This window comes from Arthrobacter sp. UYCu723 (genome assembly GCF_054059215.1).
Genome location: NZ_JBSSBW010000001.1, coordinates 45,739 through 63,589 on the forward strand (window position 1 = coordinate 45,739; position 17,851 = coordinate 63,589).

Annotated in this window: 16 protein-coding genes; 5 read left to right on the plus strand and 11 right to left on the minus strand. The window is 65.9% G+C overall.

The annotated features are described in order from the left end of the window. Positions 1 to 65: 65 nt before the first annotated feature. The 11 genes from recN to ACVWZ8_RS00275 form a co-directional block, all read right to left on the minus strand. The gene (recN, locus tag ACVWZ8_RS00225; protein WP_456503432.1) at positions 66 to 1,805 is read right to left on the minus strand and encodes a DNA repair protein RecN; all 1,740 of its coding nucleotides are present in this window, start codon (positions 1,803 to 1,805) and stop codon (positions 66 to 68) included. Positions 1,806 to 1,808: 3 nt separating this feature from the next. Beyond that, complete coding sequence (locus ACVWZ8_RS00230) at positions 1,809 to 2,834, minus strand: NAD kinase (RefSeq protein ID WP_426976901.1); 1,026 nt, start codon at positions 2,832 to 2,834, stop codon at positions 1,809 to 1,811. Between the two features lie 13 nt (positions 2,835 to 2,847). Next, positions 2,848 to 3,669, minus strand: a complete 822-nt coding sequence (locus tag ACVWZ8_RS00235) for a TlyA family RNA methyltransferase (RefSeq protein ID WP_426976900.1) — start codon at positions 3,667 to 3,669, stop codon at positions 2,848 to 2,850. Then, positions 3,666 to 4,010, minus strand: a complete 345-nt coding sequence (locus ACVWZ8_RS00240; protein WP_456503433.1) for a hypothetical protein — start codon at positions 4,008 to 4,010, stop codon at positions 3,666 to 3,668. Before ACVWZ8_RS00240 ends, ACVWZ8_RS00235 begins: the two co-directional genes overlap by 4 nt. Before the next feature lie 9 nt (positions 4,011 to 4,019). After that, the gene (locus tag ACVWZ8_RS00245) at positions 4,020 to 5,009 is read right to left on the minus strand and encodes an HAD-IIA family hydrolase (RefSeq protein ID WP_426976898.1); all 990 of its coding nucleotides are present in this window, start codon (positions 5,007 to 5,009) and stop codon (positions 4,020 to 4,022) included. A 6-nt stretch (positions 5,010 to 5,015) separates the two neighbouring features. Beyond that, entirely contained in the window at positions 5,016 to 7,010 is a 1,995-nt protein-coding gene (locus ACVWZ8_RS00250; protein ID WP_456503434.1) for a hypothetical protein, read from the minus strand. Positions 7,011 to 7,546: 536 nt separating this feature from the next. Further along, positions 7,547 to 8,683 carry an N-acetylglucosamine-6-phosphate deacetylase gene (gene nagA / locus ACVWZ8_RS00255; RefSeq protein ID WP_426976896.1) on the minus strand — a complete coding sequence of 379 codons (1,137 nt, stop codon included), beginning with the start codon at positions 8,681 to 8,683 and terminating at the stop codon, positions 7,547 to 7,549. Between the two features lie 38 nt (positions 8,684 to 8,721). Next, complete coding sequence (gene nagB / locus ACVWZ8_RS00260) at positions 8,722 to 9,444, minus strand: glucosamine-6-phosphate deaminase (RefSeq protein ID WP_426976895.1); 723 nt, start codon at positions 9,442 to 9,444, stop codon at positions 8,722 to 8,724. A gap of 82 nt (positions 9,445 to 9,526) precedes the next feature. Continuing rightward, the gene (locus tag ACVWZ8_RS00265; RefSeq protein ID WP_426976894.1) at positions 9,527 to 10,453 is read right to left on the minus strand and encodes a carbohydrate ABC transporter permease; all 927 of its coding nucleotides are present in this window, start codon (positions 10,451 to 10,453) and stop codon (positions 9,527 to 9,529) included. Then, positions 10,453 to 11,412 (minus strand): carbohydrate ABC transporter permease, encoded by a 960-nt coding sequence (locus tag ACVWZ8_RS00270; RefSeq protein WP_456503435.1) that lies wholly within the window; start codon positions 11,410 to 11,412, stop codon positions 10,453 to 10,455. Before ACVWZ8_RS00270 ends, ACVWZ8_RS00265 begins: the two co-directional genes overlap by 1 nt. Before the next feature lie 107 nt (positions 11,413 to 11,519). After that, complete coding sequence (locus ACVWZ8_RS00275; RefSeq protein WP_426976892.1) at positions 11,520 to 12,764, minus strand: extracellular solute-binding protein; 1,245 nt, start codon at positions 12,762 to 12,764, stop codon at positions 11,520 to 11,522. A gap of 424 nt (positions 12,765 to 13,188) precedes the next feature. Here ACVWZ8_RS00275 and ACVWZ8_RS00280 point away from each other — a divergent pair, with 424 nt between their 5' ends. Genes ACVWZ8_RS00280 through ACVWZ8_RS00300 form a run of 5 tightly spaced genes read left to right on the plus strand, consistent with a single transcriptional unit; the run spans position 13,189 to position 17,688 of the window. After that, positions 13,189 to 14,106 (plus strand): SIS domain-containing protein, encoded by a 918-nt coding sequence (locus ACVWZ8_RS00280; RefSeq protein WP_426976890.1) that lies wholly within the window; start codon positions 13,189 to 13,191, stop codon positions 14,104 to 14,106. A gap of 3 nt (positions 14,107 to 14,109) precedes the next feature. Beyond that, positions 14,110 to 15,075: an ROK family protein gene (locus ACVWZ8_RS00285; protein WP_456503436.1), complete on the plus strand. Its 966-nt coding sequence runs from the start codon at positions 14,110 to 14,112 to the stop codon at positions 15,073 to 15,075. After that, entirely contained in the window at positions 15,072 to 16,061 is a 990-nt protein-coding gene (locus ACVWZ8_RS00290) for a 1-phosphofructokinase family hexose kinase (protein ID WP_426976887.1), read from the plus strand. The genes ACVWZ8_RS00285 and ACVWZ8_RS00290 overlap by 4 nt, the downstream gene beginning before the upstream one ends. Further along, positions 16,058 to 16,906: a class II fructose-bisphosphate aldolase gene (locus ACVWZ8_RS00295; protein WP_426976886.1), complete on the plus strand. Its 849-nt coding sequence runs from the start codon at positions 16,058 to 16,060 to the stop codon at positions 16,904 to 16,906. The genes ACVWZ8_RS00290 and ACVWZ8_RS00295 overlap by 4 nt, the downstream gene beginning before the upstream one ends. Next, on the plus strand, positions 16,903 to 17,688 hold the full coding sequence (locus ACVWZ8_RS00300) for a DeoR/GlpR family DNA-binding transcription regulator (RefSeq protein WP_426976885.1): 786 nt from the start codon (positions 16,903 to 16,905) through the stop codon (positions 17,686 to 17,688). The genes ACVWZ8_RS00295 and ACVWZ8_RS00300 overlap by 4 nt, the downstream gene beginning before the upstream one ends. The last annotated feature ends 163 nt before the right edge of the window (positions 17,689 to 17,851 follow it).

Sequence of the window (17,851 nt, forward strand, 5' to 3'; positions counted from 1 at the left end):
AACTGTGATTGTCATCCCAGCCGTCTGCTTGTAGTTTGCTGGTCGTTTGCTGGTCGTGAGAGTTGTCAGGCCTGCTGCGGCAGGAGCCTGGCGTCGTCCAGCAGCTCCTGGGCATGCGCCTGGGCGGATTCCGAGTCCTCCTGGCCGGCCAGCATCCGGGCCAGCTCACGGACGCGCTCCGCGGCATCGAGCAGCTGGACGTCGCTGGAGGTGAAGCCGGTTGCCGTTGCCCCGTCAGCGCCCCGCACGGAGGTCTTCGTGACCCGGATGTGCTGGTCCGCGAAGGCAGCCACCTGCGGCAGGTGCGTGACCACGAGGACCTGGACGTGCCGGGCCAGCATCGCCAGCCGCCGGCCGATCTCGACGGCGGCCCGGCCGCCGACGCCGGCGTCGACCTCGTCAAAGACGAACGTCGGGACCGGATCCACCGCGGCGAGCACCACTTCGATGGCGAGCATCACACGCGAAAGCTCGCCGCCGGAGGCACCCTTGCCCAGCGGGCGGGCAGGTGCGCCGGAGTGCGGCTGGAGCAGGAAGGAGATGTCGTCGGCGCCGAACGGGCCCAGCTGCTCGCCGGGGTCGACGTTGATGACGAGGGTCGCGTCGGCCATGGCCAGCGCTTTCAGTTCCGCACTGACCCGGGCGGAGAGCTCCTTGGCGGACTTCTTGCGCGCCTTGCTGATGGCGGCCGCCAGCTTCCGGAGCCCGGCCTCGGTGCGGGTGACGTCGGCGTCCAGCGCTTCGATCCGGGTCGAGTCGTCCTGCAGCTCCTCGTAGCGGGCCCGGGACTCCTCGGCCCAGACCAGCACCTCATCGATGCTCGGCGCGTACTTGCGCACGAGTCTTGCCAGAGCCGCCCGCCGGTCCTCGATCTCGGCGAGCCGTTCCGGGCCCTCCGTGTCGAGGGACGCCTGGTAGCTGGCAAGTTCGGTGGCAATGTCGTTGAGCAGGAAGCCGACCTCGGCCAGCCGTGCCGCCGCGGATCCCAGCTCCTCATCGTGTTCGGCCACGTGCTCCAGGGTGCGCTTGGCGGCATCCACCAGGGCGGTGGCGTCGCTGCCTTCGCCGAAGTCTTCGGCGATGAGTGCCTGGTGCGCCGTCGTGGCCGCGATCCGGAGTTCCTCGACGTTGGCAAGCTTGACGGCCTCGGCCTTGAGCGAATCGTCCTCCCCCGGCTGCGGGTCCACGGCATCGATCTCGCCGAGGGCCGCCTCCAGCGATTCCGCCTCGCGCAGGCGTTCCCGGGCGGCGCTGCGGAGCGAGTCCAGTTCGGCCTGGATGGTCTTCCAGTGCCCGTGCAGGTCCTGGTAGGCGGCCAGGGTCCCGGCGAGGCTCTCCCCCGCAAACTTGTCCAGGGCGCCGCGTTGCGCCACCGGGCTCTTGAGCCGGATCTGCTCGGACTGGCCATGGACCACCACGAGGGTTTCGCCGATCTCGGCGAGCACCCCCACAGGCGCTACCCGGCCGCCGAGGTACGCCCGGCTCCGGCCGTCGGCGCCAACGCTGCGCGCCAGCAGCAGCTCGGCGCCGCCGTCGAACTCCTCGACGTCCGCCCCGGCTTCACGGGCCCGCGCCACCGCGGCGTGTCCGGCGTCGAGTTTCACAATCGCCTCCGCGGAGGCGCTCTTCGCGCCGCTGCGCACGGCGCCGGCGTCGGACCGGGCGCCCAGCAGCAGCCCGACGGCGGTCACCACCATGGTCTTGCCGGCACCTGTTTCACCCGTCACGACGCTCAGCCCCGGTCCGAGGGGCAGCGTCGCGTCGGTGATGACGCCGAGGTCGCGGATTCTCAGTTCTTCAAGCATGGGTCACTTCGCAGTCGAGGGATCTGTTGTTTCGCCGGGCCCGGCGTGCCGGGGTGTGGGCAGCGGGGGCATGGGCCTCGGGGTACGGATGACCGGTATCGGCCCGGTGTGGATGGCCGCGGCCTGCGGCATGGGGCCGCGCCAGCCTTGGATGGGGAGCTCGAACTTGCGGACCAGCCGTCCGGAGAAGGGGGTCTGGTGGGTGCGCGCCAGCCGCACGGGCGTGGCGGAGCGGGTGACTTCCACGCGGGCGCCGGGCGGCAGGTCCACCGAACGGCGGCCATCGCACCAGAGCACCCCCTGGGCACCCGTCCGGTTCAGGATCTCGACGGCAAGCCTCGAGCGAGGAGACACCACCAGCGGCTTGGCGAAAAGCGCGTGGGCGCTGATCGGCACGATCACTAGGGCTTCGACCTCGGGCCACACCACGGGGCCGCCGGCGGAGAAGGCGTAGGCCGTGGAGCCGGTGGGAGTGGCCAGGACGACGCCGTCGCAGCCAAACGAGGTGAGGGGACGCTCGTCGACTTCGGTGACCACTTCGAGCATCCGTTCCCGGTTGCCTTTCTCGATCGCCGCCTCGTTGAGGGCCCAAGTGTGCCAGATTTTCTGCCCGCGGACCCAGACCTGCACGTCGATGGTCATCCGCTCTTCCACGGTGTATTCCCGGCTGGCGATCCATTCGACCGTCTGCGCCAGGTCCGCCCGCTCACTTTCGGCCAGGAACCCGACGTGCCCGAGGTTGACGCCCAACAGCGGCACGTCCACCTCACGCACCAGTTCCGCCGCACGCAGGATCGTTCCGTCCCCTCCGAGGACCATGACGAGTTCGACGTCGGGCAGCTGCACGTGGTCGTGCAGGACCTCGACGGGGTGGTCCAGGCGGCCGAAGAACCGGACCATGTCGCCGAGCTCGGACTTCTGCATCACTGGAACAATGCCGGAAGCGTGGAGCTGGGCACACGCTTCCCAGGCAGCCTTGAGGGATTCCTCGCGGCCGGTGTGGGCAAGGATGAGGACACGCCTGCTCATCGGGTTCCGCCTTCTAGTGCTGCTGCTGCTTTGGCCAGATCGTTCCCAGTAACGCAGCAACGGCTGCGTCCCGCTCCTCGATCTTAGGCAGGTCTGTCCGGATCCCGCGCTTTATCCACAGGAAGTATTCGACGTTTCCGTCCTGGCCGGGCAGCGGGCTGCTGGCCAGGCCCTGCAGTTCCAGGCCCGCATCCATCGCGGCGGCGGCAACTTTGCCCACGGCCAGGCGGCGCTCCCGGTCGGAGGTCACGACGCCGGTGCGGCCCAGCCGGTCCTTGCCGATCTCGAACTGCGGTTTGACCATCAGGACGAGGTCTCCGCCGGGCTCGGTGCAGGCGGCCAGGGGCGCAACCACCAGGGTCAGGGAGATGAAGGACAGGTCCGCCACTGTCAGGGAGACGGGCCCGCCGATCTCGGCCGGCGTCATGTAGCGGACGTTGAGGCCCTCATGCACGGAGACCCGCGGGTCGCTCCGGATCTGCGGGACCAGCTGGTCATGGCCGACGTCGACAGCCACGACGTGGTCCGCGCCGCGGCGGAGCAGCACCTCGGTGAATCCGCCGGTGGAGGCACCGGCGTCGAGGCAGCGCTTGCCCGCCACCGCAACGGCGGGGAAGGCGTCCAGCGCGCCGGCCAGCTTGTGCCCTGCCCGGCTGACGTAGTTGTCCTCGTCGGTGGCCGCGACGTCCAGGTGCGTATCGTCGTTCACCTGGAGGGAGGCTTTGGCCAGCACTTCGCCGCCGGAGCTGACCTTGCCCTCGGCGATGAGCCGTGCGGCATGGGTTCGGGACCTCGCCAGCCCGCGGCCGACGAGGGCCTGGTCAAGCCTGCTCATGATGCGGTATCCCCTGCCGTGTTGATGGGTCCTGATACGTCCTCGTTCAACGCCTCCAACAGATCGTCATGCAGGCCTGCGTAGACTTCGCCGTGGACGGCGACGGGCAGCCCGGGCAGTGTGCCGAGCCGTTCGAGCAGGGCGTCCACATACGGGTCCTGGGCGGCTGCCCCGGCCGGAAGGGACGGCCAGTCCACCCGGGTTTCCAGCATCTCCGGGTCCGTCGCAGTGGCTGTGTCCGTGGCTGTGTACGTGTCTGTGGCTGTGTCTGTGGCTGTGTCCGCGTCCAGGGTTGGCTCGTTTGCAGCTTCCGTCTCAAGTGCAGGGTTCAGCTCGGTCATGCATCCACTCTAGTGATCCAGCCACTCGAGAACCGGCGACAGGGGACTGAGGGTCTCAGGGTTGGCGGCCCACCATGCGGAACACGCGGCACGCCAGGCATTGAGATCGTCGGGATCTCCGCTGACGTGGACTGTCTGTCCGTCCACGACGGCGGAGGCGGCGCCGCAGCCGTACCGTCCGGCGTCGTGCTCCACCGCCGGGTAGGGGCGATAGAGGTCCGTGAGGTCGTTGATGAGGAACCCGGGCCGTTCGAGGGTGCGTGCGGCGAGGATGGACTCCCGCGTGTCGACGCCGGTCAGCACGGCCACCGTGGCGAATCCGGCGTTGTTGCCGCCGAGGATGTCGGTGTCGAGCCGGTCGCCGACGACGAGGGGCCGGTCGGCGGCCAGGCGCTTGGCGGCCGCGTGGAAGAGGGGTGCCTCCGGTTTGCCGGCAACGAGCGGCTTTTGCCCGGTTGCCGCGGTCACCGCGGCGACCAGCGTGCCGTTGCCCGGGGCGATGCCCCGGGCCTGGGGAATGGACATGTCCGTATTGGTGGCCACCCACAGGGCGCCGCCGGCGACGACATACGAGGCCTCCGCGAGGTCCTTCCAGCCGAGGTCGGGGTGGAATCCCTGCACCACCGCAACAGGTTCCTCCGTTGCGCTCCGGACCGGGACCAGCCCCACAAGTTCAATTTCTCGGGCCAGGGCGTCTCCGCCGGTGATCAGCACGCGGGCGCCGCGAGGCAGCAGCGAAGCCAGCAGCTCCCCTGCGGCCTGCGAGGAGCTGACCACCTGATGGTCCTCCGCCGGCGCCCCGAGCTCGCGCAGGTGCTGGGCTACCTGTGCAGGCGTCCGGGACGCGTTGTTGGTGACGTAGCCCAGCCCGACGCCGATTCCGGCGAGCCTGCGGAGGGACTCCACGGCTCCCGGGATGGCGTGGGGTCCTGCGTAGACCACGCCATCCAGATCAGCGAGCAGCGCGTCGAACGTAGAGATCAGGTCCTTGCCGTCCATCCGCGTCTAGTCCTCGGTGAGGTCCGGTTGCCCGGAGTCCGTTGCGTGATCCGCGTCGACGTCGTCGTCGGAGTCTGTTGCATCCTCGGACTCGTCCCCGGCCAGAACTTCTGAGCGGTCCAGGGCGTCCTTTTCCACAGAGTCTTCATCGGACTCGGCGTCGTCGGATTCGAAGAAGTCGGACTCGACGTCGTCGGAGCCTTCCTCCAGAGCGGTGAGTCCGGCCTCCGCTGCGGGCGTTTCCGTGATGCCGGCCACTGCTGCGGCCGTGGCAGCACGGGGGGCCGCCTCTTCCGCGGCCGAGGCAGATTCCTGCTGGGCAGCCTGTTGGGTGAGGAGCCGGCGCTGCTGCTCTTCCTCGCGCGCTTCCTCTTCCTCGTCCCAGCCGAGGTCGATGATGTCCGGATCCTCTGAGACGTCGAGGCCGAGCGCGTTCTCGGCGACGACGGCCTGGCGCTGCCATTTCTCGGATTCGGCCGTGCGGCCCACTGCTGCCAGGGCATCGGCGTAGGCACGGAAGAGGCGGGGGCTGTAGGAGAAGGCCCGGTTGATATCGAGCTGTGCGATCTCCAATTCGGAGACGGCGGCGTCGAGCTGACCCAGGTCGGTACGGGCGCCGGCAGCCACAATGGCCAGTTCCGCCTTGCCGGGCGCGTCGAGATCCTTGGCTTCGTCCGAGCGTGCCATGTCCAGGGCACGGTCCGGGCGGCCGAGACCACGTTCGCAGTCCGCCATGACGGGCAGGTGCATGTTGGAGCCGCTGATCCGCCGGTAGGTGCGGAATTCGCGCAGGGCCTCGCCGTAGTGCCCGGCGGCGTAGGCAGTCAGGCCGACGGCTTCACGGACTGCCGCGAGGCGTCCGCCGCGGCGGCTGGCCGCGAGGGCATGCTGGAAAGCGAGTTCGGGTTCTTCGTCAATGAGGCGGCCGGCCATGACCAAGTGGCGTGCAACCCACTCGGCGCTGTTGTCTTCCAGGGTCTTGATCTGGTGCTGCGTAGCGCGGTCCAGTTCCTTGCCGGTGACGTCTTCGTCGATCTGGGGTGAACGCTCACGGTCGGGGCGATTGGCGCTGCGAAGGTCCCGTGCATTGGGTACACGGACCGGGCGGTCCTCGGCACGGTCGCGGCCGAACTGGCGCGGGCCCGAGTCACCGCCGCGGTCGAAGCTGCGGGCCGGACGGTCATCTCGGTCAAAACTGCGGGCCGGACGGTCATCACGGCTGCCGAACGGCTTCCGGTTGTCACCACCGCTGAAAGGCTTACGATCACGATCTCCGTCACCGAAACTGCGACGCTCTCCGCCACCTTCACGTGGGGCACGATCACCGTACGGCTTACGGTCGCGATCGCCACCACCGCTGAACGGCTTACGATCCCCGTCGCGAACAGGACGGTCACCATAGGGCTTACGATCGCCACCACCGCTGTAGGGCGGCTTACGATCACGATCGCCACCACTGAAGCTGCGACGCTCGCCCCCGCCTTCACGCGGGCCACGGTCACCGAAAGGCTTGCGGTCACCGAAAGGCTTGCGGTCACCGAAAGGCTTGCGGTCACGATCGCCACCTCCGCTGAACGGCTTACGATCACTTCCGCTGAACGGCTTACGATCCCCGTCGCGAACAGGACGGTCACCATAGGGCTTACGATCGCCACCACCGCTGTAGGGGGGCTTACGATCACGATCGCCACCACCGCTGTAGGGCGGCTTACGATCACGATCGCCACCACCGCTGTAGCTGCGACGCTCTCCCCCGCCTTCACGCGGGCCGCGGTCACCGAAAGGCTTACGATCACGATCCCCACCACCGCTGTAGGGAGGCTTTCGATCACGATCGTTGGAGGAGGGGCGGGAGCCCTCGGAGCCACGGTCGTCCCTGGCTCGGAATCCTCGGGGGTCGCCACCGGCATTGTTTGTTCCGCGGAACCCGCCACCGCCTGTGTTTCGTCCGCCGCCGAAGTTGCCGCGGTCTTTGCCGCCGCCGTCGTTGTGCTCAGCCATGCTGGATTCCTCCTGTTATGAGCTGACCACTGGCGCAATCGCAGCCGCTCTGTTCCGTGTTTCGTTCACTACGCAACCCGAAATCAAGCGCTTCGAAGTCCGTACATCTCATCCAATTCTAGGCGAGTACACAGTGACCGGCTAACGGCACTGGCCATTAGAGCCCTCCCGGTGGCAAGTGTCACAGGCCAGGTTCCAGACCGTGCCTTCCGAGGGGTCGCTGACGGCCGGCTAGTCCCACGAGCGCGGCCGTCTCGGCTTCGAACTTGGCCTTGCGGTGATTATCGGCGGCCTGAAGCCCGGCTGCATTGACCGGACTGCGGGCTGCTCGGGCGCACAGGAGCCTGCCAAGGAAACCGATGCGGCCGGCTGGCGAGGTCCTGCATCCCGTGTTCGCCCTGTTCTCAGTATCGGGCTGCCCGGCGCGGCCGTCGTGACGGCCGATAACAGCGCACGTATGTCGGGTAGATCGGGTGGGAATCGGTTCCGCGTCGCGCTGGGTGAGGTCAGAGTCGACAAAGGATGAGGCCCCGATTTTAGAAGCCGCTGGATGAGGGGTGGGAGATCCATTGTCCGGCGCGCATGACTGCGACGACGGTGAGGTCGGGATCGAGTGCGAGGAGGTCGGCGCGTTTGCCGGGTTGCAGCAGGCCGACGTCTGTCAGTCCCAGCATGTTGGCGGGGTGCTGGGTCAGTGCTTTGAGGGCTTCGGTGAGCGGGACGCCGGCGGTCTGAACGGCGTACCGGAGTGCTGCGTCCAGGGTGAGCGTGCTGCCGGCGATGCTGCCGTTGCTCGTCAGGCGGGCTTGCCCGTCGTGGACGTCAACGTCCAGGTGCCCGAGCCTATAGCGGCCTTCGGGGGCTGCGGCCGCTGCCATGGCGTCGGTCACGAGGACTGCGCTCGCCGGGCTGTTGAAGATTGTCCGGATCATCGCGGGGTGGAGGTGGACGCCGTCGGCTATCAGTTCGACGAACGCTTCCTGGTCTTCCAGTAACGCTATGGCCGGTCCGGGCTGCCGGTGGTGGATGGGCCGCATCCCATTGAAGATGTGGGTTCCCGCGGTGGCCCCGGCACGGATGGCTGCCTGGGTTTGCTCGTAGGAGGCGTCCGTGTGTCCGATTGCAACGATGGCTCCGTGGTCCAGGATCTGGCGTAGGGCATCGAGGCCCCCTTCCAGTTCGGGAGCAAGGGTCACCATGCGCACGGTTCCGGCGCCTGCCTGCAGGAGCTGTTTGATTTCGTGTGGGTCCGGGGTGCGCAGCAGTTCCGGCGCGTGCGCTCCTTGGTGTGAACGGCTGAGCCAGGGCCCTTCGAGATGGATGCCGGCCAGTACGCCGTTGCGGACTTTTGGCGCAAGGGCCCGGACGTGTTCTTCGAGTTGATCCAGAGGCGCGGTAACCAAGCTTGCCATGATCGAGGTAGTTCCGTGGCGCAGATGGGTTTCAGCTATTCCGTTTGCAGCGTCCGGGTCCGTGTCATTGAAGCTGAACCCTCCGCCTCCGTGCACGTGGGCGTCTATGAATCCCGGAACGAGGGCCGTTTCCAGCCTGATGTCGGGTTCGCGGGCCGGCTTCCCCCGGCCGATGGCCTGGATGAGTGTCCCGGATATTTCGATCCACGCGGGCTCCAGCCATTGGCCGGCGCTGAAAATGCGTGCTGCTTCGATGATCATGACGTCATGCTTTCGTTCGTTGGCCCAGCTGCGGCGTGTCAGTTGCGCTGCAGTTTACTTGCGGCTGCCTCGTCGAGGATGACGGTGACGTGGGGGTGGAGTTGGATCATGGATGCCGGGAACTGCTCGGTGACGGGCCCTTCGATGGCCCGCGCCGCGGCCTCGGCTTTGCGCTGGCCGTGGGCGATCAGCAGCAGGTGCCGTGCTTCGGAGATGGTGCCCAGGCCTTGGGTGATGGCGTGGATGGGAACGTCCTCCAGCGAGTCAAAGAACCGGGCGTTGTCTGTTCGTGTGCTGTCCGCCAGTTCAACCACTCGGGTCCGGGAGGTAAATGAGGACGGTGGTTCGTTGAAGGCCAGGTGTCCGTTGGAACCGATGCCGAGGATCTGGATGTCGATGCCGCCGGCGGTGCGGATGCGGGCTTCAAAGTCTGAAGCCTCCAGGGCGGCGTCCTGCGCCTGTCCGTCCGGGGTGTGGATGAGGGAGGGGGTTAGACCGAGCCGGTCGATGACTTCGCGGTGGATGACCTGGGCGTAGCTGTGCTTGTGCGTGGAGCCCAGTCCGAGGTATTCATCGAGGGAGAATCCGCGCACGTTCCGCACATCGAGATTCTCCCGGGCGAGTGCCTCGTACAAGGGCAGGGGTGAGGAGCCGGTGGCCAACCCCAGGACTGCATCGGGCTTTTCCCTGATCAGTGCGGCAACGATCCGGGCGGCGCGGACACCGGCTTGGGCGGAGGTGCCGGTCTTGATGATTTTCACGTGAGTTTCGTTGTTCCTGTCGTGGAACCGGGGAGGTTCCCGGCGTCGGATGGCTTGGAATGTCGTGGCGTTCTGCCGGTGTTCACTTCACGCTGCCGGCGGTCAGTCCCCCGATCAGTCGTTTTTCGATCAGCATGAACAGGATCACCACGGGCACGACGGCGACGATTGAGACACCGAAGACGTACTGCCATGCGGAGTCATACTGTCCAACGAATTTGGTCAGGGCGACGGAGAGCGGCTGGTTTCCGGCAGTCTGCAGGATCACGAGGCTGGCCGCGAACTCGTTCCAGCAGGAGACGAAAGTGAAGATGATGGCGGTGACGATGCCCGGCCACACGAGGGGGAGGTTTATTTTGAACAGGACACTGAATCTGCCGGCGCCGTCAATCTGCGCCGCCTCATCGACTTCCTTCGGCACACCGGCGAAGAAGCTGTGCATGATCCATACCGCGAAGGAGAGATTGAAGGCGGCATTGATAAGGATCATTGCGAGCCAGGTGTCGGCAATGTTCAGGGCGAGCATCTCCCGAAACAGGCCTGCGGTCAGTACTGCCGGTTGCAGCATCTGCGTCACGATCACCAGGAACATGAAGACCATTTTTCCCGGGAACTTGAACCTGGCCGTGTAGTACGCGGCGGGGGTGGCGACCAGCAGCACCAGGATGGTGGCGCAGGAGGCGATGATGATGGTGGAGATCAGGTTTTGCGGCAGTGGTGTCTCCGGCGTTGACCACATGGTGGCGTAGTTGTCGAAGCGGGGCGTCGCCGGCAGGTATTCGGGGGGGACGCCCAGGATCTCCGGGCGGCTCTTCAGTGACCCGATGGCCATGATCACGTAGGGAGAAATGAAGATCAGCGCGATGATTAGGCCGGCCACCATGCGCAGAGCGACACGAGGGCCGCTGGCCTGGTCGCTGCCATAGCGCGTCTTGCGCGGTGCGGTGCTGACGACGGCGGGACCTGCCGGCGTCGTGCCGGCCATGGGTGGGAGCGTCGAATGTGCCATTAGTCCACTTCCTTCATGGGTTTGACGATCTTGACGTAGGCGGCCACGATCACCAGGACAATGGCGAAGTTGACAACGCTCATGGCGCTGGCAACATCCAGCCGCTGGTCGACCTGGATCCACTTGAACATGCGGGTGATCAGGGTGTCGGCGTCGTATCCGGGTAGGGAGCCGGTAATGAGTTTCAGGATCGCGAGGTTGTTGAAGACGTTGATGATATTGATCAGTACCGCCACGGCGAGGCTGTCGCGAAGCTGCGGCAGGATCACACTGAAGTAAGTGCGGGCTGGGCTGGCGCCGTCCATTTTTGCGGCCTCGAGTACTTCCCCGGGTACGCCCTGCAGGCCGGCGAGGATGGTGTAGGAGGTGAAAGGCAGGGAGACAAAGACTGCGGTCAGGATCGCTACGATGAAAGCCGAGGGCATGCTTTTCGTATAGCCGAAGGGGACATCTATCAGGTGCAGGTCCACCATGAATTTGTTGATGATGCCGTAGAAGGGGTCCAGGCCGTAAACGAACACGGTAGTGGTCATGACCACGCTGGCCGCCCAGGGCACAATCACAGCCATCCGGACCAGGGTCCGCCCGGGGAAGGGCTTGTTGAGGAATTGTGCCAGCGCCAGGGACAGCACCACGGTAATGATGACCACTGCGGCAACCCACACCACGGTGTTGGTTAGGATGCGGGGCAGGGCAGGGTCGGCGAAGACCAACGTAAAGTTCTTCAGCCCCGCGGAGCCGGTGTCCGTCCCGTAGCTGCTGATCGAGCGGAACGCGTTGTAGATCATGTAGGCGGCGGGGAAAAGGACGATGCCGAAAATCAGCACCAGGCAGGGGGCGATCCAGGGCAGCGCCTTCCAGATGCTGTCCCGGCCACGGCCGGTCTTGGGGCGCCGGGGCGCAGCAGGCCCGGCTGCGGGGGTGTCTGGGGTATCGCCCTTGGCGACTGTTGTACTCATGGGAGATTCTCCGGGGTCTCAGCGGGTCTGTACGGGGATGGCCGGCGGTGACATGTTCGTCAGTCACCGGCCATCCCCTGGGGGTCTAGGAAGCGGCGTCTGGGGGTCTAGGAAGCGGCGTCGGCCTTGGCCTGGATGTCCTTCAGCACTGAAGCCGGGTCTGTGCCCTGCGCGATCTGACCAATCAGTGACTTCACCGCGCCCTGTGTTGCGGTCCAGGCCTTATTGGTGGACGGGTAGAACCTGGCGTTGGGCAGCAGGTCAAGGAAGGGTTTTGTATCCGGGTTGGATGAGAGGTTGTCGGCGCCTGACTTGGTGGTGGGCAGGAACCCTTCAGCTGAGACCCACTTGGCATAAACGTCGGTCGAGTAGAAGTTGTCCAGGAACTTCTTGATCGCCTCCTGCTTCTTCCCGTCGTTCTTGAAGGCCATCAGGTGGTCAGCGACGCCGAGGGTGAAAGGCGATCCGTCTTTGGTGGGGATTGGGGCCACACCGTATTGCAGGGCCGGATTCTTTTCCTTGATCTGGCCCACCGTCGGTGGCAGGGCCTCGATCATGCCCAGCTGGCCTTGGATGAAGACGTTGATCAGCGGGGTGCGGTTGGTGGCGCCGGCGTTGGCCTGCGTGACCTTCTCATCCACCAGTTTCTTCATGAAATTGGCGCCCTCGAGGTTCTGCGGAGTGTCCACGGTGATTTTCTCGGCGTCGCCGTAGCCGCCGCCGGCACCATAGAACCAGATCCCGGTTTCGCCCTGCGCCTCCTCAGAACCGAGCGGGAGCCCGTACCCGGGGGTGCCGGCCGCGGTGATCTTCTGCGCAGCCGCTTCCAGCTCATCCCAGGTCTTCGGCGGCGCGGAGATTCCGGCTTTGGCGAAGAGGTCCTTGTTGTAAAAGAGAGCGCGCGCGGAAGCGATCAGTGGCATGCCGTACTGGGTACCGGCTACGGAGGCGTTTTTCACGAATGTGTCCTGGAAGTCCTTCGCCGTGGACTCCGAGAGAACGTCCTTCGCCGGGTACAGCAGCTGGTCCTTGGCGAAGCCGGCGAAAGCATCGATGTTAAGGATATCCGGGGCCTGTTTTCCCTGGATCTTGGTTCTCACGACATCGTTGATGTTGTCCCAGGACTGGACTTCAAGGTTCACCTTGATGGTCGGGTTGTTGGCTTCGAAGTCCTTGATGATGCCTTCCCAGCGGCCCTTGGTGCCGTCGGAATAGCTCGGGACCAAAAGGTTGATGGTGTTTTCGGCGGCGCCGGCGTTGCCGCCGCCGGATCCGCCGAACCCGCAGGCGGAGAGCAGCATGCTGGCTGCCGCGATTGAGGCGAGTGCGCCGGTGCGCAAGGGCTTCTTCATGGTCTTCCTTTACTTTCAACGGACGTCACCCGCCTCCGCCGCGGGCTTGAAGCAGGAAAGCCTACGCAAGCTGAGAAGCAGTTGTGACGATATGTGATGTGAGCGCCAAGATTACAATCATTTGCAATCATGCTGCCCGTTGATTGTCTCGTGATCCAGCCCTCAGGTCAACCCTTTTTGCAGCGGAAGCCTTCTCCTCGGGTGAACGTCGATAGCACCTCCCCGCTCAGGACCGGGCAATTTCCGGTCATTTTTTGCACGGCCAGGATCCAAAGACGTCATTAGCTTGTTAGTGATGTTTACATGGTCAATGCAATCAGCAATAATCATCCTGTTGGGTGAGTTTGAACGGCGCCGCCTGCTGCATGCGTTCATGTTCCCTGATGACCTGTATCTGATCCCTCTCCAGAAGGAGCCTGTCCTCATGACTGAGCCGCATCTCGTCCGTCCCCTGATTGGTGCCCACATGGAAGCCGAACTGTCTTCCCAGCCCGAGGTCTGGGCGCGGGCTTCCGAGCAGGCCCGTTCCGAAGCCCGCCGCCTGCTGCCCGCTGACGGGCAGAAGATCGCCGTCATCGGTTGCGGCACGTCCTGGTTCATGGCCCAGTCCTATGCGGCCCTGAGGGAATCGGGAGGCCGTGGGGTGACGGACGCCTTCGCGGCGTCCGAGGCCTTTGTCAACCGCGGCTATGACGCGGTCGTTGCGATCACGCGCTCCGGGACGACGACCGAGGTCCTTGAAGTCCTGGACCGGCTGCAGGGTACAATCCCGACCGTGGCTCTCGTCGGTGACACCGGCTCGCCCATCACGGGAGTCGCCGGCTCCGTTGTCGGCCTGCCGTACGCGGATGAAAAGTCTGTCGTGCAGACCCGGTTCGCCACCACAGCGCTGGTTTACCTGCAGACCGCGCTGGGCTTCCCGGTGGATTCGGCCATCACCGATGCAGGTGCTGCCGTGCTGGAACCGGTAGCCCCGGAGCTTATCGACGCTGAACAGTTCACCTTCCTGGGCCGCGGCTGGACCGTCGGTCTGGCCCACGAGGCAGCCCTGAAGATGCGCGAAGCCTCCCAGTCCTGGACCGAGTCCTACCCCGCGATGGAATACCGGCACGGGCCTATCTCCATCGCCGCCCCCAACCGCGTCACCTGGCTCTTCGGAGAGGAGCCGCAAGGCTTGGCCTCGGACATGGCAGGCACCGGGGGGTTGTACATCCACCGCGACACGGCACCGCTTGCCGAGCTTGTGCGGGCCCAGAAAGTTGCCCTGGAACGTGCCCGCGCCCGCGGCCTGGATCCCGATCAGCCGCGGAACCTGAGCCGATCCGTCATTCTGGATGCCTAGCCAATGAATGATGACGGCGGACGTTTCGGCGCCGAAACCCGGCCGGCAGTGCTGGCCTTCGATGTCGGCGGAACTGATATGAAGGCAGGCATCGTCCTGCCCTCCGGGCGCATCATCGGCCTGCAGCGGCTGCCCACCCCCAAGCACCCGGAAGGCACGGGAGGAGCCGTGATTCAAAAGATCGCGGAACTGGCGGCGGACTTCCGGGAGCGGTATGCGAACTTTCCCTTCAGCGCTGCCGGACTCATCGTCCCCGGCCTGGTCGATGAAGTAACGGGCACAGGCATTCTCTCAGCGAACCTGGGGTGGAAAGACTTCCCCTTCGCTGCACGGGCACAGGCCGCACTCGGACTCCCTGTTGCCTTCGGGCATGACGTCGGGGCAGCGGGGGACGCCGAGTTCCGGTTCGGGGCAGCCCGGGGCACGGCCGACGCGGTCGTCTTGGTGATCGGAACCGGCATCGCCGGGGCAGTATTCAGCGACGGCAAGCGCCTGACCGGCGGCGGATACGCCGGCGAACTCGGTCACGCCCCGGTACCGGATCCCGACCGGCCAGGCTCAACGACCATTCTCGAAGCCGTGGGCTCGGCCGGAGCCGTTGCTGCCCGTTACACCGCCGCCACCGGTCGCAGCGTGGCCGGCGGCGCCCAGCAGGTTCTGGCCCTCGCCTCAGCCGGAGATCCGGACGCAGGCCGGGTCTGGAACGAGGCCATCGACGCGCTTGCATTCAGCATCGTCCACTGCGTTTCGATCCTGGGGTCCCAGACGATCGTCATCGGCGGCGGTCTCTCCCAGGCCGGCGAGGCGCTGCTCGGTCCCCTGCGGACCCGCGTGGAGGAACTGCTGACCATCCACCGGCGCCCCCTGATCGTTCCCGCGACGCTGGGCCAAAACGCCGGACTGATCGGCTCCGCACTCAAAGCCCGTGAACTCCTGGACACCATCGAATCTGACATCGAGGCCCTATGAACTCCCCGTCAACAGCCCCAGGGCGCCTCATCGTCACGGTCACGCCCAACCCCGCAGTGGACATGACCTACCACGTCAATGGCATCCACCCGGGCCGGACGCACCGCGTCTCCCCACCACTGGAGCGGGCAGGAGGCAAAGGACTCAACGTCGCACGCGTCGCCCACCAAATGGGCCACCCCGTCCTCGCTGTGGCACCGGTGGGAGGCACCACCGCAACCGTGTTCCGCACCGAGTTGGAGGCCAGCGGCATGCCCCACAGGCTCATCCCGGTTACCGCAACTACCCGTCGAAGCATCGCTTTCGTCGACGCCGCACGGGAGTTAACCACCATATTCAACGAACACGGACGCCCACTGGGGGCTTCCGAGTGGCAGGCTCTGACCGCCGCCGTCGCACAGGCCCTGGACAGGAACCCGGACGGCGGCGCACCGCGCTGCGGGGTTCTCGTCGGATCCGGCAGCCTCCCCGCACACGCCCCCGACGATTTCTATCCGGAACTAGTCACGCTCGCGCACAGGCATGACCTGCCCGCGGTCATCGACACCTCCGGCCGGGGAATGCTGGACGCGGCACGGGCAGGAGCGGACCTCCTCAAGCCGAACCACGAGGAACTGATGGACGCCACGGGCCAGAGCGACCTGCCCCGGGCAGCGCGCCATCTCCTGGACCTGGGGGCACGGATGGTTCTCGTCAGCGCGGGCGCCGACGGCATGTACGCCTTCACGGACCAAGCCCCGGGCAGCCATTGGAAAGCGCGGCTGCCCCAGCCCCTGACCGGCAACCCCACAGGTGCCGGCGATGCGGCCGTCGCCGCTGCCGCTGTTGCCCTTGCCTCGGGCGAGAGAGATCCGGAGAAAATCCTGCGCGCGGCCACCGCCTGGTCGGCGGCCGCCGTGCTCATGCCGGCCGCCGGCGAAATTTCACCGCGCCACGCCGAACTGGCACAGGACCTGATCATCACCCAGGAGGAGAACACGCCATGACCCTTGCACCCACAGCAGAACTCATGGGCAACGCGGTTGCCCGCGGCGTCGGGCAGGGCGCCTTCAACGTCATCCATCTGGAGACAGTGGAAGGCCTGATCGCGGGCGCAGAGAGGGCCCGCCTGCCGCTCATCCTGCAGATCTCCGAAAACTGCGCCAAATACCACGGCGGACTCGAACCGCTGGCCCTGGCGTCGCTGGCCCTGGCACGAACGGCGAGCGTGCCCGTCGCCCTTCACCTCGATCATGCAGAAAACGAGCAACTGGCCATGCAGGCCGTGGATCTGGGCTTCGGCTCCGTCATGTATGACGGAGCCCACCTCGATTACGGGGACAACATCGCGGCCACAGCGCGGGTCACGGAATATGCTCATGCCATGGGCGTATACGTGGAAGCGGAACTGGGCAAGGTCGGAGGCAAGGACGGAGCCCACGCACCCGGCGTGCGCACAGACCCGACGGAGGCCGCCGATTTCGTGGCCGCAACCGGAGTCGACGCCCTCGCCGTCGCCGTCGGCTCCTCCCACGCGATGACCGAACGCAGCGCCGCGCTCGATCTGGAACTGATCGCCCGCCTTCACCAGACACTGGATGTTCCCCTGGTGCTGCACGGATCCTCGGGGGTTGCCGACGAGGACATCGTCGCCGCGATTTCCGCCGGAATGACCAAGATCAACGTCTCCACCCACCTGAACGGGTTCTTCACCCGGGCCGTCCGCACCTGCCTCGACACCGATCCGGCCCTGGTCGACTCACGCAGATACTTCCGGGCAGGCAGGGACGCGCTCGTGCCCGAGGCGGCCAGACTGCTGACGCTCTTCACCACTCTGGAGCCAGACTCATGAACCGGACCGAGCGGCTTAACGCGATCCTGAACCTGCTTGCCGAAAGCGGACAGGTTGAAGTGGACGAAATCGTTGAAAAGCTGGCCGTGTCGCCGGCCACGGCCCGGCGTGATCTTGACGGCCTGGCATCCCAGAGACTGCTGTCCCGTACAAGAGGCGGAGCGGTCAAGGGCTCCGTGGCCTACGATCTGCCCGGCCGCTACAACCGCGATGACAATTCCCTGCAAAAACAGCTCATAGCCCAGGCCGCCAGCAGCCTCATCCCCTACGGCGCCGTGGTCGGCCTCTCCGGCGGCACCACCAACACCGCCATCGCCCAGGTGCTGTCCACCAGAGCGGACCTGAACGTTCCATCGAACCGGCCGGCACTGACCGTCGTGACCAACGCGATTAACATCGCAGCCCAGCTCGCCGTGCGCCCCAACATCAAAATCATGGTGACCGGCGGAATCGTCAACGCCCGCTCATACGAACTGGTGGGCCCCTTCGCGGACGCGACCCTTCAGAAAGTGGCGCTGGACCTCGCCTTCATCGGCGTCAACGGTGCGGACCCCATACTGGGACCCACCGTGAACGACGAAGGCGAAGCCACCGTCAACTCGCTCATGGCCCGGCGCGCGTCCGAGGCATACATGGTCGCGGACTCGTCCAAGATCGGCCAAAGATCCTTCGCCACCATGAGCGGATTCGTCTTCCGCAACCTCATCACCGATGCCGGCATCACCCCCGCCGACAAGGCCGCCTTTGAAGCCAGCGGCGTCAAAGTCATCATCGCCCGCTGACCGGACCCACGGACAACGACAGAACCCGCGGACAACGACAGAACCCAGGTTTCGCGAAGGTCCGGCGGTGTCACCGTGGCTAGATCATTTACCGCTCTCAGACCTCTGAGGTGGCAGGCGTCCATGGCCCTGGCTCATCCGCCCTCACCGCCACGGATTTGAG